This window comes from Methylobacterium sp. CCH7-A2, assembly GCF_001557075.1.
Classification (GTDB): Bacteria; Pseudomonadota; Alphaproteobacteria; order Rhizobiales; family Beijerinckiaceae; genus Allobosea; species Allobosea massiliensis.
Map to the genome: position 1 here is coordinate 1 of NZ_LSKN01000314.1, position 332 is coordinate 332.

1 protein-coding gene is annotated in these 332 nt (G+C 64.5%); it reads left to right on the top strand.

Translation table 11 applies throughout. From position 1 onward, the window contains the following. Positions 1–102: 102 nt before the first annotated feature. Positions 103–332 (top strand): SDR family NAD(P)-dependent oxidoreductase (locus tag AX750_RS24580; protein WP_156462479.1); only part of this gene is annotated, 230 nt, incomplete at its 3' end.

The window sequence follows — 332 nt, forward strand, 5'->3', positions numbered from 1 at the left end:
GGTGACGACGGCAAGCTCGCGCAAACACCGAGCAGTCCCGCGAAAGATTCAATCCCGGCGTTGGCGAAAATGGGCGGAAGGCATCGGGTGTGGGAGGCGAAAATGCAGCCGTCAATGCTCGGGACAGCGTTGGTCACGGGGGCATCGTCCGGGATCGGAGCGGTTTATGCCGACCGGCTGGCAAAACGCGGCTTCGACCTGCTGCTCGTCGCCCGCGACGCAGCCAGGCTCGCCGCGGTCCGGGATAAGCTCGGCGCAACAGGCCGGCAGATCGAACTGATGGTGGCCGATTTAGAGGATTTCGATGCGCTCGGACGTGTCGAGGCCAGGCT